The sequence below is a fragment of the Corallococcus sp. 4LFB genome (assembly GCF_046520365.1).
GTDB classification, from domain to species: Bacteria; Myxococcota; Myxococcia; order Myxococcales; family Myxococcaceae; genus Corallococcus; species Corallococcus caeni.
Window position 1 is genome coordinate 22,817 of record NZ_JBKGHJ010000008.1, and the last position, 23,786, is coordinate 46,602.

20 protein-coding genes, 2 tRNA genes and 6 pseudogenes are annotated in these 23,786 nt (G+C 69.6%); 5 read left to right on the top strand and 23 right to left on the bottom strand.

The genetic code is table 11. The annotated features are described in order from the left end of the window. Positions 1–19: 19 nt before the first annotated feature. The 3 genes and pseudogenes from ACLEQD_RS01860 to ACLEQD_RS01870 form a co-directional block, all read left to right on the top strand. A pseudogene (locus ACLEQD_RS01860) lies at positions 20–235 on the top strand (glycosyltransferase family 2 protein); the annotation flags it as partial. 23 nt (positions 236–258) lie between these two features. After that, positions 259–819 carry a hypothetical protein gene (locus ACLEQD_RS01865; protein ID WP_410381273.1) on the top strand — a complete coding sequence of 187 codons (561 nt, stop codon included), beginning with the start codon at positions 259–261 and terminating at the stop codon, positions 817–819. Between the two features lie 11 nt (positions 820–830). Next, a complete protein-coding gene (locus tag ACLEQD_RS01870) occupies positions 831–2,165 on the top strand; it encodes a glycosyltransferase (protein ID WP_410381242.1) in 1,335 nt (444 codons plus the stop codon). Here the strand turns inward: ACLEQD_RS01870 and ACLEQD_RS01875 are convergent. From ACLEQD_RS01875 to ACLEQD_RS01950, 16 genes and pseudogenes are all read right to left on the bottom strand, one after another. Continuing rightward, positions 2,147–3,811, bottom strand: coding sequence for a cyclic peptide export ABC transporter (locus ACLEQD_RS01875; RefSeq protein ID WP_410381244.1), 1,665 nt, complete (start codon positions 3,809–3,811; stop codon positions 2,147–2,149). The two genes, ACLEQD_RS01870 and ACLEQD_RS01875, sit on opposite strands and share 19 nt — an antisense overlap. Before the next feature lie 207 nt (positions 3,812–4,018). Beyond that, positions 4,019–4,095: transfer RNA gene (locus tag ACLEQD_RS01880), tRNA-Pro, on the bottom strand. A gap of 195 nt (positions 4,096–4,290) precedes the next feature. Then, positions 4,291–4,569 (bottom strand): annotated as a pseudogene (locus tag ACLEQD_RS01885) (integration host factor subunit alpha); the annotation flags it as partial. A gap of 94 nt (positions 4,570–4,663) precedes the next feature. Then, positions 4,664–7,077 (bottom strand): annotated as a pseudogene (gene pheT, locus ACLEQD_RS01890) (phenylalanine--tRNA ligase subunit beta). Positions 7,078–7,107: 30 nt separating this feature from the next. Further along, positions 7,108–8,157: a phenylalanine--tRNA ligase subunit alpha gene (pheS, locus tag ACLEQD_RS01895; RefSeq protein ID WP_410381246.1), complete on the bottom strand. Its 1,050-nt coding sequence runs from the start codon at positions 8,155–8,157 to the stop codon at positions 7,108–7,110. A gap of 123 nt (positions 8,158–8,280) precedes the next feature. Continuing rightward, on the bottom strand, positions 8,281–8,628 hold the full coding sequence (gene rplT / locus ACLEQD_RS01900) for a 50S ribosomal protein L20 (RefSeq protein ID WP_120524871.1): 348 nt from the start codon (positions 8,626–8,628) through the stop codon (positions 8,281–8,283). A gap of 92 nt (positions 8,629–8,720) precedes the next feature. Continuing rightward, on the bottom strand, positions 8,721–8,927 hold the full coding sequence (gene rpmI / locus ACLEQD_RS01905; protein WP_014397248.1) for a 50S ribosomal protein L35: 207 nt from the start codon (positions 8,925–8,927) through the stop codon (positions 8,721–8,723). A gap of 238 nt (positions 8,928–9,165) precedes the next feature. Beyond that, positions 9,166–9,675 (bottom strand): annotated as a pseudogene (gene infC / locus ACLEQD_RS01910) (translation initiation factor IF-3); the annotation flags it as partial. Between the two features lie 104 nt (positions 9,676–9,779). Next, positions 9,780–11,706, bottom strand: a pseudogene (gene thrS, locus ACLEQD_RS01915) (threonine--tRNA ligase). An 88-nt stretch (positions 11,707–11,794) separates the two neighbouring features. After that, positions 11,795–11,866: transfer RNA gene (locus tag ACLEQD_RS01920), tRNA-Val, on the bottom strand. Positions 11,867–11,949: 83 nt separating this feature from the next. Then, on the bottom strand, positions 11,950–12,630 hold the full coding sequence (locus ACLEQD_RS01925; RefSeq protein WP_410381248.1) for a uracil-DNA glycosylase: 681 nt from the start codon (positions 12,628–12,630) through the stop codon (positions 11,950–11,952). After that, a complete protein-coding gene (locus ACLEQD_RS01930) occupies positions 12,627–13,811 on the bottom strand; it encodes an AI-2E family transporter (RefSeq protein WP_410381250.1) in 1,185 nt (394 codons plus the stop codon). Before ACLEQD_RS01930 ends, ACLEQD_RS01925 begins: the two co-directional genes overlap by 4 nt. A gap of 151 nt (positions 13,812–13,962) precedes the next feature. After that, positions 13,963–14,352: a hypothetical protein gene (locus ACLEQD_RS01935; RefSeq protein ID WP_410381251.1), complete on the bottom strand. Its 390-nt coding sequence runs from the start codon at positions 14,350–14,352 to the stop codon at positions 13,963–13,965. Between the two features lie 5 nt (positions 14,353–14,357). Beyond that, the gene (locus ACLEQD_RS01940; RefSeq protein WP_410381253.1) at positions 14,358–14,498 is read right to left on the bottom strand and encodes a hypothetical protein; all 141 of its coding nucleotides are present in this window, start codon (positions 14,496–14,498) and stop codon (positions 14,358–14,360) included. Then, positions 14,474–15,160 (bottom strand): LPP20 family lipoprotein, encoded by a 687-nt coding sequence (locus tag ACLEQD_RS01945; RefSeq protein ID WP_410381255.1) that lies wholly within the window; start codon positions 15,158–15,160, stop codon positions 14,474–14,476. Before ACLEQD_RS01945 ends, ACLEQD_RS01940 begins: the two co-directional genes overlap by 25 nt. Positions 15,161–15,361: 201 nt before the next feature. Then, positions 15,362–15,694 (bottom strand): PilZ domain-containing protein, encoded by a 333-nt coding sequence (locus ACLEQD_RS01950; protein WP_410381257.1) that lies wholly within the window; start codon positions 15,692–15,694, stop codon positions 15,362–15,364. Positions 15,695–15,930: 236 nt separating this feature from the next. On the opposite strand from ACLEQD_RS01950, the gene ACLEQD_RS01955 reads away from it, so the two are divergent. Further along, positions 15,931–16,674, top strand: coding sequence for an FKBP-type peptidyl-prolyl cis-trans isomerase (locus ACLEQD_RS01955; RefSeq protein ID WP_410381259.1), 744 nt, complete (start codon positions 15,931–15,933; stop codon positions 16,672–16,674). A 46-nt stretch (positions 16,675–16,720) separates the two neighbouring features. Here the strand turns inward: ACLEQD_RS01955 and ACLEQD_RS01960 are convergent, their stop codons facing one another. The 7 genes and pseudogenes from ACLEQD_RS01960 to uvsE form a co-directional block, all read right to left on the bottom strand. Further along, the gene (locus ACLEQD_RS01960; RefSeq protein WP_410381261.1) at positions 16,721–16,966 is read right to left on the bottom strand and encodes a hypothetical protein; all 246 of its coding nucleotides are present in this window, start codon (positions 16,964–16,966) and stop codon (positions 16,721–16,723) included. Next, positions 16,963–17,610 (bottom strand): hypothetical protein, encoded by a 648-nt coding sequence (locus ACLEQD_RS01965; protein WP_410381263.1) that lies wholly within the window; start codon positions 17,608–17,610, stop codon positions 16,963–16,965. The genes ACLEQD_RS01960 and ACLEQD_RS01965 overlap by 4 nt, the downstream gene beginning before the upstream one ends. Before the next feature lie 41 nt (positions 17,611–17,651). Continuing rightward, positions 17,652–19,604 (bottom strand): annotated as a pseudogene (locus tag ACLEQD_RS01970) (hypothetical protein); the annotation flags it as partial. 14 nt (positions 19,605–19,618) lie between these two features. Then, positions 19,619–19,747 carry a hypothetical protein gene (locus ACLEQD_RS01975; protein WP_410381265.1) on the bottom strand — a complete coding sequence of 43 codons (129 nt, stop codon included), beginning with the start codon at positions 19,745–19,747 and terminating at the stop codon, positions 19,619–19,621. A gap of 75 nt (positions 19,748–19,822) precedes the next feature. Next, positions 19,823–20,026, bottom strand: coding sequence for a cold-shock protein (locus tag ACLEQD_RS01980; RefSeq protein ID WP_014397260.1), 204 nt, complete (start codon positions 20,024–20,026; stop codon positions 19,823–19,825). A gap of 133 nt (positions 20,027–20,159) precedes the next feature. Continuing rightward, positions 20,160–22,019: a M2 family metallopeptidase gene (locus ACLEQD_RS01985; protein ID WP_410381268.1), complete on the bottom strand. Its 1,860-nt coding sequence runs from the start codon at positions 22,017–22,019 to the stop codon at positions 20,160–20,162. 45 nt (positions 22,020–22,064) lie between these two features. Further along, a complete protein-coding gene (gene uvsE, locus ACLEQD_RS01990; protein WP_410381270.1) occupies positions 22,065–23,000 on the bottom strand; it encodes a UV DNA damage repair endonuclease UvsE in 936 nt (311 codons plus the stop codon). Between the two features lie 116 nt (positions 23,001–23,116). Between uvsE and ACLEQD_RS01995 the strand changes: the two genes are divergently transcribed. Next, positions 23,117–23,786, top strand: a 670-nt coding sequence (locus ACLEQD_RS01995) for a DHH family phosphoesterase (protein WP_410381272.1), incomplete at its 3' end; no start/stop codon positions are given.

Below are 23,786 nucleotides of genomic sequence, written 5' to 3' on the forward strand. Positions count from 1 at the left end.
GCCCGTGCTCGTCGCCGTGATGCAGCTTCGAAACGAGGAGTACCACCTGGCGGGCTGCCTGGCGCACCTGCGCGACCACGTGGACGCCATCGTCGCGCTGGATGACGGGTCCACCGACGGCACGCGCGCCGTGCTCGCCGCCGAGCCGAAGGTGGCGGACGTCCTCACCAACCCGCCCCGCGCGGAGATGGAGGCTGGGACGAACTGGGCAACCGCAGCCGCCTGCTGGAGCGCGCCAAGGCGCTGGGCGCCCGCTGGGTGCTGTGCTGCGACGCCGACGAGCGCTTCGAGCAGGATTTCCTCGTCCGACTGCCGGACCTCCTGCGCAAGGCGGAGAAGCGCGACCGGCCCCTGGTCACGGTGCGCTACCGCGAGCTGTGGGACGGCGTGGCGCAGTACCGGTCCGATGGCCTCTGGGGAAAGAAGACGCGTTGCTGCGCCTTCCCCCTGCCGGACACGATGACCTTCCAGGGCAGGCGCCACACGAAGTTCCACGGCGTGTGGTACCCCCAGCAGCTCGAGGGGGCCAGGCACCTGCTGCTGCCGCACAATCTCTATCACCTGCGAATGGTGAAGCCGGAGGACCGCCAGGCGCGGCGGGAGCGCTACGAGCAGCTCGATCCCGGCTCGCAGTACCAGCGCCTCGGCTACGACTACCTCACCGACGCGAGGGGCTTGAAGCTCACGTCCCTCGCCGGGGGCGAAGAGTATGCCTTTGACACACTTCCGGCCGACCTTCGCGCGCGCTACCCCGTGGAAGCCCACGGCTCGGGCAGCACGGGAGGCCTGCGCCGGCTTCTCCGCGGCTGGTTCTCATAGGGGCACTGGACATGGCCACCATCCTCATCGCCGCGGGCTTGACCCCTGGACACATCAACCCAGCGCTGAAGCTCGCCCAGGCCCTGCAGTCGCAGGGACACCACATCCACTTCTGTGGCTTTCTGGATGCCCAGGAGCGCATCCGCGCGGAGGGCTTTGACTTCGTGCCGCTCTTCCCGGAGATCTTTCCTGCGGGCGGCCTGCGGGAAGTCGCCGCACTGAGCGCCCGCCGCGACCGCTGGGGGCAGCTGCGCCACCTCCGCAGGCACGTAAGCAGGGTCAGACGCATGATGGATGCGATGCTCGCGGGAGAGCTCGATGGGCTCTTCCAGCGGCTGCGTCCCGACCTCTTCCTGTGCGACGTGATTGAGCGGTCCCTGCATCCCGTTGCCCATGGCAACGGGGTGCCCACTGTCCTCGTGAACACCACGGTGCCGGTGGCGCCGCCGCCGCGCCGGCCCAAGCCTTCCTGGCGAGCCCCGGTGGACCGGGCCTGGGGCGCGGTTCGCGCGGGCCTGCGGCGGACGATGGAGCAGGCAGGTGTGGTGCTTGGCTTCATGCGTCCCTCGGCGTGGTTCCTGACGCAGTTGGCGCGCAAGTACGGCTACCCCCTGGAAAAAGGAGACGGGCCCGGGCGGTTCTCTCATCCGCCCACGCCCACGGTGGTGCTCTGCCCCGGTGAGTTCGTCGAGACCGGGACCACGCCGCACCCAGAGACCCTCCATTTCCTGGGTCCATGCATCGCGCTGGACCGCCAGGAGCCGGACTTCGACTGGTCGCGGCTCCAGGAGGGCCGGCCGCTCGTCTTCGTCGCGCTGGGCTCCGTGCCCTTCCTCTTGAAACGGCAACAGGACTTCCTGCGCATCCTGGGTGACACGGCCGCCATGCGGCCGGACTGGCAGTTCGTCGTCTCAGCGGGGCCGCTGACCGACCTGGAAAGGCTCGAGCGCGGGGCGCCCAACATCATCGCCGCCAGCGAGGTTCCACAACTCAAGCTGTTGCAGCGTGCGACCGCCATGGTCACCCACTGCGGCTTCAACAGCACCAAGGAAGCCATCTACTTCGGCGTTCCCATGGTGGCGTTACCCTTCCAGCACGATCAGCCCCGGGTGGCCCGGCTCGTGACGCATCATGGCCTTGGCGTGCAGGGCTCTCCGTTCGACGTGACAGCCAAGAGCCTGGTGGCCCTGCTGGACGAGGTCATTACAAAGCCCGAGTACCGGCAGGCGGTCCAGGCCCTGAGCGCGCGATTCCGCGAGGCGGAGTCACCCCTGGAGGTGGCGCGCACAATCGAGCGGATCCTCGTGGAGGCGAGGCGTGTCCGCGCTCACGACGCGGGCCGCTGACGCTCCGGCAATTCGAGTCTGGCCTGCGGGGGCGTGTCCACCAGCCGCCCGGACTCGAGCACGAGCAGCCGGTCCGCCACGTGGAAGTAACGGTTGTCGTGACTGATGACCAGCACCGTCTTTCCCTGCGCCCTCAGGTCCGGCAGGAGCTGGTTGTAGAAGATGTCCTTGAAGGCGGGGTCCTGGTCCGCGGCCCACTCGTCGAAGAGGTAGAAGGGCCGCTCCTCCAGGTAGGCCGTCAGCAGCGCCAGCCGCTTGCGCTGTCCCTGGGACAGGCTCGTGGTGGACAGGCTGCCCTCCTCACTGATGCGGACCTTGTGGTCGAGCTGGAGCCGGGAGAGGTACTCCCGCGCCCGGACGCCCCGGTCGGAGGGGTCCAGTCCAAAGAGGTTGTCGAAGAGGTGGAAGTCCGAGAACACCGCAGTGAAGAGCTGGCGGTACTGCTCGCGGTTGGCGTCCGTCACGCGCTCGCCGTTGAGCCAGACCTCGCCGGCATCCGGCACGTAGAGGCCGGTAAGCAGCTTGCCGAAGGTCGTCTTTCCGCTGCCGTTGCCTCCGACGAGGAACACCAGCTCCCCTCGCTCAAAGGTCAGGTTGAGGGGGCCCAGCACGAAGCGGGTGTCGTCATTTTCCCGGAAATAGGTGTGGGTGACCCCCCTGAGCTCCAGCCGCTCGAAGGAGGGAGGTGACCCTGCATAGGGCGGGCTGTCGTCTTCCTTCGCATTCCAGCCCTGGGGATCCAGCTGCTGGAGCCTCTCCAGCGCGACGTTGCCGCGTCCCAGGACGTTGAGACTGCCCAGCAGGATGTCCAACGGCTGCTGGAGGTAGAGGATGATCAACGTACAGCTGGTCAGCGTGGCTGCGCTCACGTCCGTGATGCGCGGCATGCTGAAGAGCAACAGCCCGAGGAAGGCGAAGAAGAGGAACGTGGTCCAGCTCGCGTTGGTGCTGAGGATGTTGGAGCTGACGCGCATCAGTCGGCGCAGCTCCTGCGCGGGAGCCTCCACTCCGCGGGAGAGGAACGCCGCGCGCCGGGGAGCGTGCAGCTTCAGCTCCTTGATGCCCTCCATCAGGGAGCGGAACGCCTTGTTGAGGACGTCGCTCTTGGCGCGGGACTGCTGGAAGTATTTCAGGCTCAGCCGCACCGGCAGCCGGTAGATGAGCCCGCCCAGGATGACGAAGACGAGCATGAACAAGCAGATGGTGGGCGAGAGCGTGGCTAGGTAGGCGAGGCAGCCGAGCAACGTGGCTGCGCTGATGGCGATGGAGGGCAGCAGCGACAGGCTGTTGCTGACGGTGGGGATGTCTTCCGAGAGCAGGGTCTGGAGGCGGTGCATGCCCGTCTCCTCCAGCTGGCGCAGCGTGGAAGTGAGGACCCGGCGGCTCAGACGCATCCGCAGCTCGAGGAGCGCTCCCTGGTTGAGGTGGTTGAGGATGTACTGCGAGGCCAGGCGCGACAGCACGCAGAGCAGCAGGAGCCCGCTGAACGTGGCGAGGGTCTTCCCGGCCCGGAAGGTGTCTTGGCTCAGCGCAGTGTTGATGACGGACACGAGCGCGCTGCTGCTCGCGCCGCTGACGATCCCAACGAACGTCGCCAGCAGCAGGAGACCTCGCGAGCGGCTCAGCAGGAAGGCGATGAGTTTCATGGACGAGTCTTCCGAGAGCGCGGGGGCTACGGCGGGCTCAGGACTTCGAGCCGGTGCCGTCCCAGCGTAGGAGCTTGTTCTCGGAGAGTTCGCGGAAAGAAGGAAATTCGACTTCCGAACATCCGAGGGCCCCCGTCGCGTCCGGGCCCGGAAAAAACAAAGGCCCTGGAGTCACCGGCTTGCACCGGGAACTCCAGGGCCTCTATTTGGTCGGGGCGACAGGATTTGAACCTGCGACCACTTGCACCCCAAGCAAGTGCGCTACCAGGCTGCGCTACGCCCCGTGAACCGCCGTCGTGAAACGGTGCGCCCTTATGCCCCCGCCGCTTTCCTGGGTCAAGCGCGAGGTGACGGGCGCTGGTGAAAAAAACCTACTCGTCGCCCTCTTCCATTCCCTCGTCGAAGTCCTCGCCCCGGGCCTCCGCCGCGTCCGCCGCCGCCTCTTCCTGCGCGTCGATTTCGGCGTGATTCTCCGGCGGCGCCTCGCCGTTCAGGGCGCTCTTCAACACCTGGCTCGGCCGGAAGGTCAGGACCCGGCGGGCGCTGATTTCAATCTCCTTGCCCGTCTGCGGGTTGCGCCCCACGCGCGCCTTCTTCTGGCGCACCTGGAAGTTTCCGAACCCGGAGATCTTGATCTTGTCCCCGCGCTCCAACGTCTCCTTCACGGTGTCGAAGACGAGCTCGACGATCTCCGCCGACTCCTTCTTGGAGAAGCCGACCTTCTCGTAGACCCCCTCGATGATGTCCGCTTTCGTCATGCGAGTCCTCTGGCACCCGTGAATGGCCGGTGAACGCGGGGCATGGTGTCAGCCTTCCCCGAACCGTGTCAACGTCCTGACTTCATTCAGGAATTCAGGCGCGCAGGGCCGCCCCCAGGCGCTGGTTCACCTCCGTGATGATGCGCTGGTGGGCCGCCGTGACCTCCGCGTCGGTCAGCGTCCGCTCGGGCGAGCGGTACCTCAGGGCGTACGCCAGGTTCTTCTTCCCCTCGGGGATGGGCTTGCCCGTGTAGACGTCGAACACCAGCGCGTCCTCCACCAGGGGGGCTCCCACCTCCAGGATGACCCGGCGCACCTCCTCGTTGCGCAGCTCCAGCGGCACCACCACCGCCAGGTCGCGCAGCACCGCCGGGTACTTGGGCAGCCCCGCCGCCTGCGGCACCAGCCGCGCCGCCGCGTACAGCGGCTCCGTGTCCAGCTCGAACACGAACACGCCCTCCGGCAGGCCCAGCGCCTTCGTCACGCGCGGGTGCACCTCGCCCACCAGGCCCAGCACCGTCCCGTCCTTCAGCGCCACCTGGGCGCAGCTGCGCGGGTGGTACGCGGGGGCCTCCGCCGGGGTGAACGCCACGCCCTCCACGTGCAGCGCGTGCAGCAGCGCCTCCACCGCGCCCTTCGCGTCGTAGAAGTCCACGCGCGAGTCCTTCTGCGTCCAGCTCCGGCCGCCGCCGCGCAGGCCCCACACCAGGCCCGCCACGCGGGGCACCTCGCGCGCGGCCGGGCGCATCCCCTGCCCGCCCTGCGCGTCCCGGAAGTACGCCCGGCCCGTCTCGTAGAGGCCCACCGACTCCACCTGGTGGCGCACGCTGCGCGACAGGTTCTCCAGCAGGCCCGGCAGCAGGCTCGTGCGCATCACCGACTGCTCGACGCTCAGCGGGTTCATCAGCGCGATGGGCGCTTCCTTCCCACCCAGCACCTCCAGCGACTTCGGCGCCACGAACGAGTAGTTCACCACCTCGGACAGCCCCACGCCGCCCAGCGCGTGGCGCAGCCGGCGCTCGGCCTCCATGGACAGGGCTCCGGCGCCAGCGTCTCCAGGCCTCGCGGCAGCCGGGCCGGGATGTTGTCGTAGCCGTACACGCGGGCGACCTCCTCCATCAGGTCCTCCTCGCGCTCCACGTCCACGCGCGCCCGCGGCACCTCGAACGTCGTCTGGCCCTGCGCCTCCTCCACGGACTTGAAGCCCAGCGCCGTCAGGATGCGCCGGACCTCCGCCTCCGGCACCGCCACGCCCAGCACCTTCTCCACCCGCGCGTAGCGCAGCATCGCCCGGCGCGGCGCCAGGGGCTCCGGCTGCACGTCCACCCGGCCCGGCACCACCGTGCCACCCGACAGCTCCGCGATGAGCTGCGCGGCCCGGTCCAGCGCCGGCAGCACCGCGTCCAGGTCCGCCCCGCGCTCGAAGCGGTGCGACGCCTCCGTGTGCAGCGCGTAGCGCTTGGCGGACCGGCGCACGCCGGAGCCGTGGAAGTGCGCGGACTCGATGACGATGCGCTTCGTGCCCTGCGTGACCTCACTGTCGCCGCCGCCCATCACGCCCGCCAGCGCCTGCGCCCGGTCCCGGTCCGCGATGACCAGGTCGTCCGCGTCCAGCGTGCGCTCCTTGTCGTCCAGCGTGCGCAGCTTCTCGCCTGGCTTCGCGGTGCGGACGACGATCTCCTGGCCCGCCACCTTGTCCAGGTCGAACGCGTGCAGCGGCTGGCCGTACTCCAGGAGGACGTAGTTGGTGACGTCCACCACGTTGTTGATGGCGCGCACGCCGCACGCCTTCAGCCGGTCCTGCATCCACTGCGGCGACGGCTGGATGGTGACGCCCTCCACCACGCGCGCCGCGTAGCGCGAGCAGCGCTCCTTCGCGTCGATGCGCACCTTCACCAGCTCCGCCACCGGCTTGCCGGACTCGGCGGGCTTCGGCTGCGGCACCTTCAGCTGCGCGCCCGTCACCACGCCCACCTCGCGCGCGATGCCCAGGTGGCTGAGCGCGTCCGGCCGGTTCGGCGTGACGTTCACCTCCAGCACGGAGTCATCCAGCCCGATGGCCTCCGCCACCGGGACGCCCAGCTTCGTGTCCGGGGACAGGATGAGCAGGCCGGACGAGTCCTCGGTGATGCCCAGCTCCTTCGCGGAGCAGAGCATGCCGAAGCTGTCCACGCCCCTCAGCGCGGCCTGCTTGATCTCCATGCCGTTGGGCAGCTTCGCGCCCACGGTGGCCAGCGGCACCTTGTCGCCGACCTTGAAGTTCTTCGCGCCGCACACCACCTGGAACAGCGCGGAGCCGCCGATGTCCACCTGCGTGACGGACAGCTTGTCCGCGTTGGGGTGCTGCACCGACTCGCGGATCTGCGCCACCACCACGCCGCGCAGGCCCTCGCCGGGGCGCTCCACCCCTTCAATCTCCAGGCCCGCCGCGGTCAGCTTGCGCGCCAGCTCGTCCACGGACGGCGGCAGCGCCACGTAATCACCCAGCCACTTCACTGAAATCTTCACAGGGTTGTCCTCTCGAGTGGTGGGCCGGAATCAGAACTGCGCGAGGAAGCGCGCGTCGTTCTCGAACATCATCCGCAGGTCGTCGATGCCGTAGCGCAGCATGGCCAGGCGCTCCACGCCCATGCCGAACGCGTAGCCCGTCACCTCCTTCGGGTCGTAGCCCGCGGCGGTGAAGACGTTCGGGTGCACCATGCCGCTGCCCAGCACCTCCAGCCACCCGGTCTGCTTGCACACGCGGCAGCCCTTGCCGCCGCACGACGCACAGGTGACGTCCACCTCCGCGGAGGGCTCCGTGAAGGGGAAGAACGACGGGCGGAAGCGCGTGCGCGTCTCCGAGCCGAAGAACGCCTTCACGAACGCGTCCAGCGTCCCCTTCAGCTCCGCGAAGCTCACGTCCTTGTCCACCAGCAGGCCCTCCACCTGGTGGAACATGGGCGTGTGCGTGATGTCCGAGTCGCGCCGGTACACCCGGCCCGGCATCACCGCGCGGATGGGCGGCTTGCGCGACAGCATGTGCCGCACCTGCACCGGCGACGTGTGCGTGCGCAGCAGCGACGGGCTGTCCGCCTTCTTCGCGTGGCCCAGGCTGGGCTCGTCCACGTAGAACGTGTCCTGCATGTCCCGCGCGGGGTGGTCCTTGGGCAGGTTCAGCGCCTCGAAGTTGAAGTAGTCGAGCTCGATCTCCGGCCCGACCGCGACCTCGAACCCGAGCCGCGCGAACGTGCGGACGATGTCCTCCAGCGTGCGCGACACCGGGTGCCGTCCACCCGGCGGCACCGCGCGCCCGGGCAGCGTCACGTCCAGCTTCGGGCCCTTCAGCTGGGCCTCCAGCGCGGCCTCCTCCGCGCGCCGCGTGGCGTCCGCCAGGAGCTGCTCCAGCTCCGCCTTGACGGTGTTGGCAACCTCTCCCAGCGCTCTCCGCTCGTCCGGGGGCAGCTTGCCCATGCCCCCCAGCACCGCGGACAGCTCGCCCTTCTTGCCCAGGTAGCGGATGCGCAGGGCCTCCACCTGCGAGGGCTCCGACACGCCGGAGATCTCCTGGCGCGCCGCGTCCGCCAACGCCTGCAACCGGTCTCGCATGGTCCTCTTCCCGCCTTCCATTCACGCCCCGGACGCCTCAAGCGCCGGGCAAAAAAAAGGGCCGCCCCCTGGTGGAGGCAGCCCGTTTCAGCTTCGGGGGCCGGCGTCACCGCCGGCCGTGTCTCAGGCTGCCTTCGCGATGTTGGCGATGGCGGCAAAGCCCGCGGGGTCCGCGATGGCCAGATCGGACAGGACCTTGCGGTCCAGGTTGATCTTCGCCTTCGCCAGGCCGGCGATCAGCTTCGAGTAGGACAGGCCCACGGTGCGGGCGGCCGCGTTGATGCGGACGATCCACAGCGAGCGGAAGTTGCGCTTGCGCACCGCGCGGTCGCGGGTGGCGTAGTCCAGGGCGCGCTCGACGGCCTGGTTCGCACGGCGGTAGCAGTTCTTGCGGCGGCCGCGGAAGCCCTTGGCAAGCTTGAGAATGCGATTACGACGACGACGAGCCTTGAATCCCTTTTTGACGCGCATGACACACTCCTGACTTCTGGAAGGGGGCCCCGGGGCGCTGGCTTCACGCCGCTCCGCCAGGACTCACGATTGGTTCAAACCCGAGGAACGACTCAGGCGCCGTAGGGGAACAGCTCCTTGATGACCTTCTTGGCGTCCATGTCGCGCAGGTGGCCCGTGCCACGGTTGCCGCGCTTCTGCTTGGGCGTCTTGGAGAAGGTGAACAGGTGCTTGCTGAACGCCTTGCCGAACTTCACCTGGCCGCTCTTCTTCACGTGGAAGCGCTTCTTCGCGGCGCTGCGGGTCTTCAACTTGGGCATGATCCCAAACCTTCCTTCTGCCTGTCGGCCGGCAGTCTTCGTGACTGACGGCGGACCGGGGCACACGGTCCCCGGACGCTTTGGGCGCAAGCCTCTATCACTCTTTTGCCGCGACGGGGGCAGGATTTCCTACAGCCGACGCGGAAACGACCGCCGCGGCGACCGCCGGCCTGCCTTCCTGCTTCCGGGCGGCCGCCTCCACCGCCTGGCGGGCGAGCTCCCGGGCGCGCTGGGCCACCTTCGGGTTGGGAGCCAGGATCATGAACATCTGGCGCCCCTCCATCCGGGGGTGCTGCTCCACCACCGCGATTTCCTTCAGGTCCTTCGTCACGTCGTCCAGGATCGCGCTCCCCAGCTCCTTGTGGGTGATTTCACGACCCCGGAACTGGATGGTGATCTTCGCCTTGTTCCCCTCCTCCAGGAACCGGCGGACGTTGCGGACCTTGAACTCGTAGTCGTGCTCCTCCGTCTTGGGACGGAGCTTCACTTCCTTGAGCTGGATGACCACCTGCGTGCGCTTCGCGTCCGAGGCCTTCTTCTTCTCCTCGTACTTGAACTTGCCGTAGTCCATGATCTTACAGACCGGCGGCTTCGCCATGGGGGAGATCTCGACGAGGTCGAGACCGTCCGCCTGGGCGCGCGTCAGGGCTGCTTCCAGGGACATGACCCCGAGCTGCTCGGCGTTCGGTCCGACGACGCGGACCTCCCGGGCTCGGATACGGCGATTGGTTCTCTGATCGCGGACGATGGGAGGACCCTCCGACGGCTCGGGGACTGAGGGCGTGCCTCAATCCCCGGAAGTCGCGCAAGTAGTCCAGCCCAGACGGGGAGTCAAGTCCCCCACACTGCCGTTCAGGGCAGCGCGGCTTCCTTGGCCAGGAGGGCCTCGAAGTCGGCGTACTTCATCGTCTTCAGGTCCTCGCCGCCGTAGCGGCGCGGGGCCACGGCGCCAGCCTCCACCTCGTTGTCGCCCACCACCAGGGTGAAGGGGACCTTCTGCATCTGGGCTTCGCGGATCTTCGCGTTGAGCGTCATGCCGCGCTCGTCCAGCTCCACCCGGAAGCCCCTGGCGCGCAGGTCGTCGCGCACCTTGCGGGCGTAGTCCAGCTGCCGGTCGCCACGGTGACGAGGGTGGCCTGCACCGGGGCGAGCCACGCGGGGAACGCGCCGGCGAAGTGCTCGATGAGGATGGCGGTGAAGCGCTCGAAGGAGCCGAAGATGGCGCGGTGGAGGACCACCGGGCGGTGCTCGGCGTTGTCCTCGCCCACGTAGGTGAGGTCGAAGCGCTCCGGGGCCAGGTAGTCCAGCTGCATGGTGCCCAGCTGCCACCTGCGGCCGATGCTGTCGGAGACGGCGAAGTCGATCTTCGGGCCGTAGAAGGCGCCGTCGCCGGGGGCCAGCTCGTACGGGAGGCCCAGCGACTCCAGCGCCGCCTTGAGGCCGCCTTCCGCGCGGTCCCAGAGCGAGTCGTCGCCCAGGCGCTGCTCGGGGCGCGTGGACAGCTTTACCGCGTAGGTGAGGCCCACCGCCTTGTAGACGCGGTCCAGGAGCTGCACGAAGCGCCGCACCTCGTCGGTGATCTGGCTCTCCATGCAGTAGATGTGCGCGTCGTCCTGCGCGAACTGGCGCACGCGGGTGAGGCCGCCCAGCGAGCCCGCGGCCTCGTTGCGGTGGAGCACGTCCTGGGTGTGCAGGCGCAGGGGCAGGTCGCGGTAGCTGTGCTTCTTGAAGCCGTAGAACAGGTGGTGCGACGGGCAGTTCATCGGCTTGAGGGAGAAGTCGTGCTCGCCGGACTCGCTGTCGAGCACCAGGAACATGTTCTCCTTGTACTTGCCCCAGTGGCCGCTCGTCTCCCAGAGGCCCTTGTTGAACATCAGGGGCGTCTTGATCTCCACGTAGCCGTCACCGGCCGTGAGCGAGCGCATCCAGTTGGAGAGCGTCTGGTAGAGCGTGGTGCCCTTGGGCGTCCAGAAGGCGGCGCCCGGCGAGTACGGGTGGAAGTGGAAGAGGTCCAGCTCCTTGCCCAGCTTGCGGTGGTCGCGCTTCCTCGCCTCCTCGATGCGCGTGAGGTACGCGTCCAGCGCCTTCTTGTCGAAGAAGGCCGTGCCGTAGACGCGCTGGAGCATCGGGTTGCGGTGGTCGCCGCGCCAGTACGCGCCGCTGGAGGAGAGGATCTTGATGACGCCGATCTTCCCGGTGCTGGGCGCGTGGGCCCCAGGCAGAAGTCCACCCAGTCGCCGTGGGTGTAGAGCGTGAGCGTCTTGGCGCCCTTGGCGGCGATGTCCTTGACGATCTCCACCTTGAACTTCTCGCCCTTCTCCTCGAAGAGCTTGATGGCGTCCTCCATGGAGATCTCCGTGCGGACGAACGGCATGTCCTGCTTGAGCTCCGCGTTGGCGGCCGCTTCAATCTTCTCCAGCTCCTCCGGCGTGAAGGGCTTCTCGCGGAAGAAGTCGTAGTAGAAGCCCTCCTCCGTCGCGGGACCGATGGTCACCTGCGTGCCGGGGAACAGGCGCTGCACGGCGCTGGCCACCACGTGCGCGGCGTCGTGGCGGATGAGGTCCAGGCCTTCCGGGCTCTTGGACGTGAAGATCTGCAGCTTCGCGTCCTCGTCGAGCGTGCGGGCCAGGTCCATGTCCTGACCGTTGACCCGGGCGAACAGGGCCGCCTTCGCGAGCCCCACACCGATGCTGCCCTTCACGAAGTCCGCGATGGTCGTGCCCCGGGCGGTCTGCTTCTGGCTGCCGTCGGGGAGCGTCACCGTGATGGATTCGGACATGGCGGAAAAACCCCTGCGCTGGAAAAAAGTACGGGCGGCAGGCTTTTGAGAAAGCCGGCCGCCCGCGAGATGGAACACTTACTGATGATGGGTCGTAGTGGGATCGAACCACTGACCCCTACCGTGTCAAGGTAGTGCTCTACCGCTGAGCTAACGACCCGTCGTGCGGATGGGCGCGGGGAATAACAGCGGGCTCCCGCACCTGTCAAGGAACATGAGCGCGGGGCCATCTCTTCCCCGCGTTCACGTCTCCAACAACGCGCGGATGCGTTTCATCACCGCGTCGAACATGGCGGGGGTGAGCCTCCCCGTCTGGGTGTTCTGCTGGCTGACGTGGTAGCTGCCCACGAGCCACCGGCCGTCCGGCAGCCGGAACTCGGCGCCATGGCCGAAGGCGGGCCGGGGCGTGGGCAACGCCCCACCGGTGCGGGCCACCGAGGCCAGCGCGGCGTTCCACCCGATGGCCCCCAGGGCGAGCAGCACCCGGCCGGGCAACAGCGCCATCTCCCGGTCCAGGAACGGCGCGCACCGGGCCAGCTCCTCCGGCAGGGGCTTGTTGTCCGGCGGCGCGCACCGGCCGGCGGCGACGATGAAGGCGTCCGTCAGCTTCAGCCCGTCGTCCCGGCGCTCGCTGTGGGACTGGTTCGCGAAGCCCGCCCGGTGCAGGCCCGCGAAGAGGAAGTCGCCGGAGCGGTCCCCGGTGAACATCCGCCCCGTCCGGTTGGCCCCGTGCGCGGCGGGCGCCAGCCCCACGATGATCAGCCGGGCCCTGGGGTCTCCGAAGCCGGGGACGGGCTTCCCCCAGTAGTCCCAGTCGCGGTAGGCGCGCCGCTTCACGCGGGCCACCTCTTCGCGCCAGGCCACCAGCCGGGGGCAGGCCCGGCACGCGACCATCTCCTGGTGCAGCTTCTCCAGCTTCGTCACGGCCCCTGCACGCTCCCCTTGTAGAGCTGCGTGCGGCGGTAGCGCTGGATGACGACGCTGAGGACGACCTTGAGGATGGCGCTGGCGGGCACGGCCAGGAGGATGCCCACGAAGCCGAACAGCTCCCCGAAGGCGAGCACGGCGATGATGACCGCCACGGGGGCCAGGCCCACCTTCTCCCCCACGACGCGCGGGGTGATGACGAAGCCCTCGGCCAACTGTCCGACGATGAAGGTCGCGGCCACCACGGCCAGCTGCCACGGCCCCTGCCACGACAGGAGCACGCCCAGCAGGGCCAGCACCACGCCGATGCCCGTGCCCAGGTAGGGCACCATGTTGCCGAAGCCCGCGATGAGGCCAATGGCGATGGCCAGGTCGATGCGCGCCGCGGACAGCCCCACCGCGTAGAGCACCGACAGGATGGCGCCCACGGTGAGCTGGCCCTGCACGAAGGCGGACAGCACCTCGTCCACCTCGCGGAAGCGCTGGCTCACCAGCGTCACGGAGCGGCGCGGCAGCAGGTCCTGGATGCGCCCCATGAGGCGCGGGTAGTCCTGGAGGAAGAAGAACGCCAGCACCGGCACCACCGACAGGCCCAGCAGCGTGGCCGCGAAGCGCGCGGTGTTGCCGGCGAAGCTCGCCACCAGCCGCGCCGCCGTGGGGCCCGCGCTTTGAATCAGCTCGGAGGCCTGCGCCCCCAGCTCCGCGGTGCGCTGGCTCACCAGGTCCGGCAGCGACACGCCCAGGAGCGACTCCACCTGCGGCACCACCTGGGTGCTGGCGCGCTGGAAGAAGCCGGGCAGCTTCGCCGCCTCGTCGCGGAACACCGGCACCAGGTACAGGCCCGCGCCCACCATCAGGAGCGTGCCCGCGAAGAAGAGGATGGACGTGCCCCAGGTGCGGTCCACGCCGCGCTTCTCCAGGAGGGTGACGAGCGGGTTGAACGCGTACGCGCCCGTCACCGCCAGCAGCACCGGCACCGCCACCCCGCCGAACACGGACAGCAGCGCGAACACCAGCGCCAGCGAGCCCACCATCACGCCGGACCAGACGAAGTCGACCCGGCGGGCCTCCGCCTCGTCCAGGGCCGAGGGGTCGCCGGCCGGGGGCACGGGCTCCGGGTGCACGACGTGCAGCACCGGGGAGACCTCCAGGGCCGCCGCGGGCCGGGGAACCTTCACCGCGCGCTCACTGCCTCTCTTGCGACGTCCGATGACCGCCTCCTGTCCCCGCCCATCCTACGGCGTCTTCGCCCCCGGATTGCGGTCCACGAACCGGCCAGAGGCCTTGCCCGCCACCTTGCGCTCCAGGGCGCCAGCCCCGGCGCGGCGCTCAGCGGGGGGAGCCGCTGCCGCCCTCGGGCGCCAGGGGCCGGAGCTTGACCTTCAACGTCACCCGCGCCCCGCTGGGCTCGTAGTAGGTCGTGTACGGGTAGAACCCGCGCTTCTTGACCTCCACCTGGTGGAAGCCCGGGTCCCCCAGCCGCAGGCTCCGGGACACCCCGGCGAAGTCGGTGCACGTGCCCTGCTCCACGCCGTCCAGCAGCACCTGGGCGTCCGCGGGCTCACAGCGGAGCACCAGGTCGCCGCGCTTGGCCGCGTTGGAGGCCATCAGCGCCTCCGCGCGGGCCACCGTCGCGGGCTGCTCCGAAGGGGTCGCGCAGCCGCCCGTCAGCGCCACCGCGAGCACCGCGAACACCGCGCCGTTCCACACGCGAGCCATGAGCGCTACTGCGTGACGATGGCGACCCGGCCCTCGGCCAGGAAGCGCGTGTTCGCCTCGGCGAGCGCGCGGGCGCCCTCCGCGCTCAGCACCAGGTCGGAGCCCTGGAGCTGCGCGGCCTTCACCACCAGGGGCTTGTCGCCCACGCGCGAGGCCTTCCGGGCGGCGTCCAGGCTGTCGAACCAGGCCGCGACGCCCGCCGTGCCGCGCGCCGCTTCCGTGAGCACCGTCGCGCCGTAGAGCGCCTTGCCCGTCGCGTCCACCAACCGGGCGCGAGCACCGGCGTCACGCCCAGCCCGCGCGCGTCCACCACGAGGCCCGTGTACTTCGCGGCGCCGTCGTTGAGCACGATGGCCGGCTCCTGTGCGGGCGTCAGCGCCGCGGCGAGCGCCGCGAGCGGGACCTCCACGTCCATCTCCACGCCGCTGTCGGAGAAGTAGCGCGTGGCCAGGACCTTGTAGCCGCGGATGGCGCCCTCGACGCGGCCCTTCACCTCGTCGCGCGCCAGCTCGTCGCCCACGGTGCGGCCCGCGCTCACCTGGATGCCCCTGGCCTGCTCCATCAGGTTGCGGAACGCGTCCTGCTTCGCGGCGCGCTCGGCGCCCAGCCGTGCCTGCCCGGGGTTGGCGGCCTTGAGGTCCGGGGCCCCGGCGCCCGTGGCGCGCAGGACCTGGCCCTCCCAGTTGATGCCCGGAGTGCCCACGCCGCGCACGGCTCCAGCGGCGGGTGCGGCGACCTTCGCGTCCTTGCCCTGGCCCAGCGCCGCCAGCGGCACGACCAGCAACAATCCCCACAGCGAACGCCTCACGGAGCACTCCTCCCGTTGTCGCCGCGAAAGGTCGGCGAGCGCACAGGGAACCTCTCCGGTCATTCAAGGGGGTCACTTCGCGCGAAGTCAAGGCGACCCGGAGGACGGGCGGATCCACCTGACGACCTCCGCGCTTCGTACCGCGAACCGCCGGTGGCACCGCGCAATCGCGGTGGCACACCTGGAGGGTAATGCCTTGCGTCAGTTGCCCTGGGCGTGACGGTCGACGTAGGCGTCGATCATCTTGCGGTGCCGCTCGGTGAGCAGCGTGAAGCGCACGCCGGACTGCTCCTTGCGGCCCAATTCCTTCCACTCGCGTACGACTTCACCCTCGGCGTAGATGATCTCCTCGGAGCCGGGGAGCTGGAACTGGAGGCCCACGCGGCGCGCGTCGTGCTGGGGCTCGATGAGACGCGAGAGGCTGACGCCTTCCTGGCTGATGTCCGCGGCGCGGGTCATGTACGGCACGCCACCCATGTACTTGTTGAGGTAGATGTCCAGGGGCGCCCGATTGGCCTTCCGCTTCTCGCTCATTGGCTCACGACCTCCGGCTGGTGCAACAGGCTGCTGCGGGGGTGCAGCGACCTGGAGGCACAGTACGTTCAGCCGTCATGCGCGCAAGAAAACGGCCCCCTTCCAGCACGCCAGGCGGGCCACCGTGCGCCGTGTTTTTCCGCTCGCTGGATTCTTCGCATTGGCCTGTGCGCGCGGATGACCGGCGGCGCATGCGCGGCCCTATAGTCCCCCCTGTTCTCGTGAAAGGCGGAAGCATGCGTATGCAGTGGAAGGCGGCCCTGGTCGTGATGCTCGGTGCTCCGGGCCTCGCCCTGGCCCAGGCCCCGACGAAGACCTCCAAGCCGGCCGCCGCGCCGGAGGCCGCCACGAAGGCCGCCCCTGCCCAGGCGCCCCTGGAGCTCAAGACGGAGGAGCAGAAGACCATCTATGCGCTCGGCATCTCGCTGGGCCAGAGCGTGACGGCGCTCGCGCTCACCCCGGAGGAGGTGCAGGTGCTCCAGCGCGGCCTCCAGGACTCGCTCAGCGGCACCGCGCCCGCCGTGGATCCGAAGGAGTTCACCCCGAAGATCCAGTCGCTCGCCAAGGCGCGGCAGTCGCAGGTCAACATCGCCACGCTGGACCGCGCCTCCAAGGAGCCCGGGGCCACGCGGCTGCCCTCCGGCGTCATCTACCGGGAGCTCAAGGCCGGCACCGGCAAGTCGCCCCGCGCCATCGACACCGTGAAGGTGCACTACCAGGGCACGCTGGTGGACGGCACGGAGTTCGACAGCTCCTACAAGCGCGGCATGGCGGTGGAGTTCCCGCTCAACGGCGTCATCCCCTGCTGGACCCAGGGCGTGCAGAAGATGAAGGTCGGCGGCAAGGCGAAGCTCACCTGCCCCGGGAGCACCGCCTACGGAGAGCGCCCGCCCACGGGCTCGCGCATCCCGCCCAACGCCGTGCTCACCTTCGAGGTGGAGCTGGTGGACATCCCGGGCAACACCGCCGCCAGGCCGTAGTCCGCTCCATCGGGGGCCCGCCTGCGACCGGGCCCCCGCGAAGGCCTCACTGCACGGGCGACTTCACGGACCTGCCGCCGAAGGGCGGGTTGGCCATGATGGCCTGGGCCAGCCGGTCCGCGAAGGCGCGTCCCTCCCGCTGGAAGGACTCGGTCTCCTCCGCGTTCAGGCGCACGCGCACCTCGAACTGGACGATGCCGCCCACCACGACCTCGATGGACAGCGCCCCGTCCCTCCCGCGCAGCACGCGGTACAGGAGCGGGCTCTGGAGGAGCACCTCCTCGTCGCTCACGGGATCTCCGCCACCTGCGTGTCCGCCACCGGCGCGTTGATGACCATCACCTCCGGCGCGCCGCCGGACGTGTAGCCGCCGAACTTGAAGCAGTCGGTGTCCTCGGGCGTCTGGCACTTCCACACGCCGGGATCCGCCTCCACCGGCAGCCGCGTGCAGACCTTCTGCGCCGCCAGGTCCAGCGTCATCATCCGCAGGGGCCCCTCGAAGTTCTTCGCCGGCAGGCCCAGCGCCTGGCCCAGCACCGCGGGGTCGTGCTTGCCGTCCGCCGTCTTCGCCTTCTCCACCGCGCCATGGATGGCCGCCGACGGCGCCGCGAACAGGTAGCAGCCCACGTCGTTGCAGCGGCCGAAGTTCTTCGCGCCCGTCTGCACCACGAACTTCTGGTACGCGCTGTCCGTCATCAGCCACGACACCTTGCGGTCCGGGAAGTTCTTGTCGATGTGCTGATCAATCCCGTAGGGCGCCGCCATCGCGTCCGCTTCCTTGGAGATGGCCTTCTGCGTGTCGTCGCAGTTGTCCACCAGCGACGCCGTCGCGGGCGGAGGCGTCGTCTCCGGGGGCTTGGTGCCGCCCTTCATCGACGCACAGCCCACCACGGTCGACAGGGAGCCCAGCACCAGCGCACGAGAGATGAAATTCAAGGTCAATCCTCCAGATGATTTAAATGGGGAATGGCCGGATATCACAGCGCCGCTTCGGTGGCCCGCAACAACGCCTCCGCGCTGACGGGGGCGCCGGTGGCGTGCCGCATCCATTCGTCGGGGGTGACGGAGCCGAAGGTGGCCATGCGCTCGAACTCCGCGCCCAGCGGGCCGTGCTGCTTGAGGTGCTCTTCAATCTGGAAGGCGATGAGGTGCCCCAGCGGGTAGTCCGGCAGGTAGAGCGGGTAGCTGATCATGTGGCTGTAGATGCCCAGCACCGGGCTGTCCTTCCGCCCCAGCACCGGCGCGTAGTAGCGGTTCCACACGTCGCGCGACAGGCCGGCCACCGCGTCGCGCAGCTGGGCGGGCGTGGCGTCCGGGTGTTCGTACATCCAGTGCCACGTGGCCATGTCCACCAGCGCCACGCCGGCGATCTCCCACGCCTGCCAGAAGTCGTTGAGCACGCGCTCGCGCTCGCTGGCCGCGTCCGGCTGGCCCAGGCCCAGGAGCTCCAGGTCGCGCGCCTGGAAGACGAAGGCCAGGGCCTCCGTGAAGGCGTTGTTGGGGACGCCGGACAGGAGCGTGTGGTCCACCTGGTACAGGCTGAAGACCTGCTCCACGTTGTGCCCCAGCTCGTGCACCGCGATGTTGTAGCCCTTGTAGTCCATGCCCCCCTTCTCCACGCGCGTGCGCAGGCGGGGGAAGTCGCCCCGGCGCAGCGCCTGCTGGGCATGGCCCGCGCCGCGGGACGCGTCCACGCGGATGTACGACGCGAGCACGTCCGCCTTCTCCCGCGTGAAGCCCAGCCCCTGGAGGATGCGCGGGATGTCGCGCGCGAAGGCGTCCGCCGTGGGGTAGCGCTGGCGCGTCAGCGCGTCCAGCTGCGCCTCCGGCACCTTCGAGCCCGGACGGAAGCCCGGATACCAGAGGTCCTGCGGCTCCAGCGGGCGGCCCAGGCGGGTCTGGATCAGCTTCGCCACGCGCGGCACCAGCGGCGACTCCAAGAGCTGCGTGAGCAGCGCGCGCACGCGCTCCTCCGGCAGGCCGCGGTCCAGCTCGAAGGCGCGCGCGATGCGCGTGGGCGCCACCGGCGAGTACGGATCCACCCTCCGCGACGCCTGGAACGTGGCCAGCAGCCGCGCGTAGCGCGTGTCCGGCTCCGGCGCGGGGTCCGCCTTCGCGGCGCGCTGGGGCGCGTTCGCCTCCACCGACTCCGGCGGCGCCACGGTGACCTTGTTGGTGAAGGGGTCCCAGTCCACGCGCGGGTTGTCGATGACGGCGGCGGGGATGGTCTGCGTGACGATGCGCTCCATCACCTGGACGATCATCCGCTGCTTCGCCAGTCCCTTCGGGTCCGTGTAGTCCGCCTTCAGCTCGTCGCGCAGGTTCCAGTGGCTGATGAGCCGCAGGCCCTGGGGGAAGAGGCGCTGCCCCTTCGCGTCCACCAGGTGGTGCATCCAGACGTTGTACTCGGCGATGTAGAGGTTCGCGTCCGCGATGGCCTGCGACACCTTCTGCTCCACCGCCGCGGGCACGCGCCGGTTGAAGCGCGACGCGAGCTTCGCCTCCGCCCACTGCCGGCGCGTCCAGGACGGCCCCTGCTTCACGCGCTCGGCCAGCGTGGTGAGCGGGAAGTTGAGCAGCACGACGAAGCCCGGCTTCGCCTGGAACAGATCCGACGTGACGTTGGAGGACGGGTCATACGCCGCCAGCAGCGGCTCCACCGGCAACAGCGGCCCCAGGTCCAGGTCCGTGAACCACTGGAGCTCCCGCCCCAGCTCGTTCATGTGGCCGTCGAACTGTTCGAACAGCCCTTCAAAGCGCGTGAACGTCGCGTCCAGCTGGGGGCCCGTGGGCAGGAACTGCTCGCGCGCGAAGGCCGCCAGGTCCCCGTCCTCCGGCCGCCACAGCGTGGCCACCTGCTCCACGCCGCGCTCGATGCGCGCGCGCTGGGCCTCGCCGTGCAGCTTCACCAGCTCCTGCTTGAGCGCGCTCAGCGCCTCCTTCGTCATGGGGGCGGCGGCGTGGAGGTGGACGCGGCGGCGGGCGGCGTGGGGACCGTGGAGGGGGAGGACGTGGCGCAGCCGAGGGCGGCGACGAGGGGGAGGAAGCGCAGGCGGAAGGTGGGGGCGGACATGCGGGCTCCGGAAAATACAGAAGGCCCGACCCGTGAGAGCCGGACCTTCTTGGGTGAATCAGGAAACGGTCAGGCTCAGGCGGCGCGAACGTTCTGCGCCTGCAGGCCCTTGGGGCCCTTGGTCACTTCGAACTCCACCTTCTGGCCCTCGGCCAGGGTGCGGAAGCCATCCATGTTGATGGCGGTGTGGTGGCAGAACACGTCCTCACCACCGCCGTCCTGCGTGATGAAGCCGAAGCCCTTCGCGTCGTTGAACCACTTCACGGTACCAGTCGCCATTTGCTGTTCTTCTTTCATCGCGGACAGGAAGAGTCGCCGTCCGGTCCTACAGAGTTCAACCCTACAAGACGGGCGCAAGCCTAAGCGCCGTCCCGGGGGAAGTCCACTCCCTGGATACGTCAGCCGAGAAACGTCACCAGCCGCACTGCTGGCCCTTGTTCTGCTCCTGGAGCCAGCGACGCAGCGGGGCGAAGTACTCCAGCATCGGCGTGGCATCCATCTGGCGGGAGCCCGTCATCGCGGCGAGCGCGTCCGGCCACGGCTTGCTCGCGCCCATCTCCAGCATGGCCTGCAGGCGCTGGCCCGCGGCCTTGTTGCCGTAGATGGAGCACTCGTTGAGCGCGCCCTTGTGGCCCGCGGCCTCGCACAGCGCCTTGTGGAACTGGAACTGGAGGATCCGCGCGAGGAAGTAGCGCGTGTACGGCACGTTGGCCGGCACGTGGTACTTGGCGCCCGCGTCGAAGTCCTGCTCCGTGCGCGCCACCGGCGCGGCCACGCCCTGGTACTTCGTGCGCAGCGCCCACCAGCTCTTGTTGTAGTCCGCCGGCGTCACCTTCCCGCTGAACACGTCCCAGCGCCACTGGTCCACCAGCAGGCCGAAGGGCAGGAAGGCCACCTTCTCCAGCGCGTCCTTCAGCTGGAGGTTGATGACGTTCTTGTCGTTCTTCTCCACCGCCGGGAGCAGGCCCGCCTGCTGGAGGTAGGCCGGGGTGATGGAGAGCGTGAGCGCGTCGCCAATGGCCTCGTGGAAGCCGTCGTTGGCGCCCGCCTGAAAGAGGACGGGGAGCTTGTAGTAGTACGTGTAGTAGTAGTCGTGGCCCAGCTCGTGGTGGATGGTGACCAGGTCCTCCTCGGTGGGCTTGATGCACATCTTGATGCGCAGGTCGTTGTCGTACGTCACGTCCCACGCGGACGCGTGGCAGACGACGTCGCGGTCCTGGGGCTTGGTGAACTGCGAGCGCTCCCAGAAGGTCTCCGGCAGCTGCTTCAAGCCCAGCGAGGTGAAGAACTTCTCACCCAGCTTCACCATCTTCCGCGCGTCGTAGCCCTGCTTCACCAGGGCGCTGCTGACATCCAGGCTGGCCTGGCCGGGGAACGGCTCCACCAGCGGGTAGATGTTGTTCCACTCCTGCGCCCACATGTTGCCCAGCAGGTGCGCGGGGATGGGCTTGCCGGCGGGGACCTTCGCCTCGCCGTACTGCTTCGCCAGCCGGCCGCGCACGTAGCAGTGCAGCTCGTCGTACATGGGCTTCACCTGGCCCCAGAGCCGCTGCGCCTCCTTCTCGAAGTCCTCGGGCGGCATGTCGTAGGACGACCGCCACAGCGTGCCCAGGTCGTTGAAGCCGATGTCCTTCGCGCCCGCGTTGGAGAGGTCCACCAGCTGCGTGTAGAGCGGGCGCATGGGGCGGCTGATGGCGTGCCAGCCGGTCCACGCGTCCAGCAGCTCGTCCGCGTTGCGGCTCTCCGCCATCACGTCGGACAGCTCCTCCAGGTCGCGGCACTTCCCCTTGCCGTCCTTGCCGCAGTACTTGCCCTTGCCGTAGAGGCCCTCCAGCTTCGCGGCGGTGGCGGCCAGCTCCGCGCGCTGCGTGGGGTTCGCCGGGGCGGGCAGCGTCTGGGACACGCGCAAGAGGTGCAGCATGCGCGCGGTGTCCGCGTCCAGCTCCAGCCCGTCGAAGCGGCGCGAGTCCTTGATGGCGTTGTTGACGTAGGCCATCACCTCTTCGTTGACGGACGCGGCGTTCCGCTCCGTGTCGTCGGTGATGTACGTGCTCTTGATCCACTCTGCGGTGGCCTGGCGGGTCCAGAGCTGCTTCAGGTCCGCGTTGAGCTTCTCGACGAACTGCTTCGCCTCCGCGGGCGTGGCCTTCTCGGCCTCCACGGGCGTGGCCTTCTCGGCCGGAGCGGGCGTCTTCTGCGCGCAGGCGATTGGCGTCGCGAGCGACAGGGCGGCCAGGGCCGCGCGAATCAAGGACTGGGGGGAGCGGGTCATGGGCGCGGACACTATGGGAAGTGCCCTGCCCTCGCACCCGCGAAGTCACGGGGCCCGCGCGCCCTGTCCACGAGGTGAACGTCGCGCCCCCGCCTCCCGACGCAGTGCGAAAACCGCGCGGTCCTTCTCCTTCGCCTCCAGCATGAAGTCCGCCGGGCCGTCGAGCGCGGACACCAGGGCCTGGAAGTCCGCCGGGACGATGAGGTCCGAGTGCGCGCCGGGCCGCCCGTCCGCCTTCTGTGACGCCAGGTGGAATTTGGGCCGCAGGTCCAACGCACGCCAGGAGGAGGAGGCCTCGCGCACCAGCTCCTCCACGGACATGGGCGGATCCGAGGGAAGCACCGCGTTGTGCAGGTTGTCGCCCACCATGGGCACGCCGTGCTCGCGGGCCAGCGGCAGCACCTCGCGTGCGCTCCAGACCTTGTCGTCGTGCTCGAGGGTGAGCCGCTGGCGCAGCTCCTCCGGCATCGTGTCCAGCATCCGGTGCGCGGCCTCCAGCGCCTCGGGGCGGCTGGGGGCGGCGCCTCCCACGTGGATGACGACGCGGCACTCGGGGCCCGCCTCCAGCAGGTCCAGCACGCGCGCGCTGTAGCGCAGCTCCGCGAGGGCGGCGTCGCGCACGCGCTCGTGGCGGGAGGACAGCGACGCGCCGGCCGGGGACGGATGCAGGGACAGCCGCTGCTGGGAGTGGCGCGCGATGCGGGCCAGCGAGGCGAACTCGCGCGCGAAGGTCTTCCACCACGGCAGCGTGTTCACCGGGTGCGAACCGAACGGGATGAGCGACGAGCCGATGCGGAACACCTGGATGCCGTGCGCCTCGTTGAAGCGCAGCAACTGCTCCAGCTCCTCCAGGTTCCGCGCGGCGAGCGCCTCCAGGCGCTGCGGCGTCGCGGTGGCGAGCCGGCACGTGTGGCTGGCGCTCACGCCCAGCGTCAGGGATTGGGCCACGTAGCCCAGCCGGTAGGTCGAGAGGCCTTCCATGCCTGGAAAGGTCGGCACGCTCGCGCCGCGTGACTGGCCCCGGGGTCGTCCGGAGGGCAGCCAGCCGTGACGGGCGCGCCCTGCCGTGCCGCTACAGGCAGTGACAGCTTTGCCTCATGCTCCTGGGACACACGAAGGATGCGCACTGGCCCGCGCCAGAGGCGGCGATGGACCAGGCGCGCGAGTTCCTGGAGGCCTGCCGGGACAGGCACGTGCTCGTCGCGCCGCACACGGACGTGGACGGGCTCACGTCCGGGGTGCTGATGGTCCGGGCCCTCCAGTCCCTGGGCGCCCGGCCGACGGCGCGCCTGCCGGGCAAGGGAGAGGACGTGCACCATCCGGGGTTCCTGGAGCGGCTGGGCGCCTCGTCCACGGAGGCGCTGGTGGTGCTGGACATGGGCAGCCGCGCGGAGCCGCTGCTGCCCGGGGTGCCCACGCTGGTGGTGGACCACCATGTGTCGGAGTCCTTTCCACCCGGCGCGCAGGTGCTCACCGCCCACGGCCATGAGCCCGTGGCGAGCACCAGCCTGCTCACGTACGTGCTGACGTCGTCGTTCGTCGTGCCCGGTCCGCTGGAGTGGCTGGCGGTGCTGGGGACGGTGGCGGACCTGGGCGTGGACGCGCCGATGCCGTTCCTCAAGGACGCGCTGCGGCGGGCGAAGCGTTCGTCCGTCACGGAGGCGGTGGCGCTGCTCAACGCGGCGCGCCGCTCCAGCCGGTTCGCGGCGCCGCTGGCCATGCAGGTGCTGCTGCGCGCGGCAGCGCGGCGACATCGCGGAGGGCGCG